Below are 343 nucleotides of genomic sequence, written 5' to 3'. Positions count from 1 at the left end.
ATTCCCGGTCATCCGGCAGCCGAAGCGCGCAAGCAAACCCCGCTCGACCCCTTCGCGCAGTATCCCGGCATCAAGGTCGTGTGGTCCGGTTATGGCGAATGGGACGAAGCGAAGGCGCAGGCGGTGATGGCAACGGTGATCGCCGCGCAACCGAAAATCGACGCGGTCTTTACCGAAGACGCGATGGCGCTCGGCGTGCTGCGTGCGTTCGAGAACGCGAACCGGCGCGTCGCGGTGATGACCGGCGAAGCGCAGAAAGGCTTCCTCCAGGAATGGAAGAAGCAGCGCGACGCGGGCAATCCGATGAAGGTGTTCGTGCAGGTGAATCCGCCCGACATCAGCC

General features: G+C 63.8%; 1 protein-coding gene. It reads left to right on the top strand.

Annotated features, from left to right (window positions below):
• Positions 1–343 (top strand): substrate-binding domain-containing protein (locus SB822_RS55665; protein WP_410858920.1); only part of this gene is annotated, 343 nt, incomplete at both ends.

It is taken from the genome of Paraburkholderia sp. SIMBA_054, assembly GCF_046534875.1.
Lineage (GTDB): Bacteria > Pseudomonadota > Gammaproteobacteria > Burkholderiales > Burkholderiaceae > Paraburkholderia > Paraburkholderia hospita.
The sequence above is the reverse complement of the archived record's forward strand: the minus strand, read 5'-3'. Positions and strand labels throughout refer to the sequence as shown.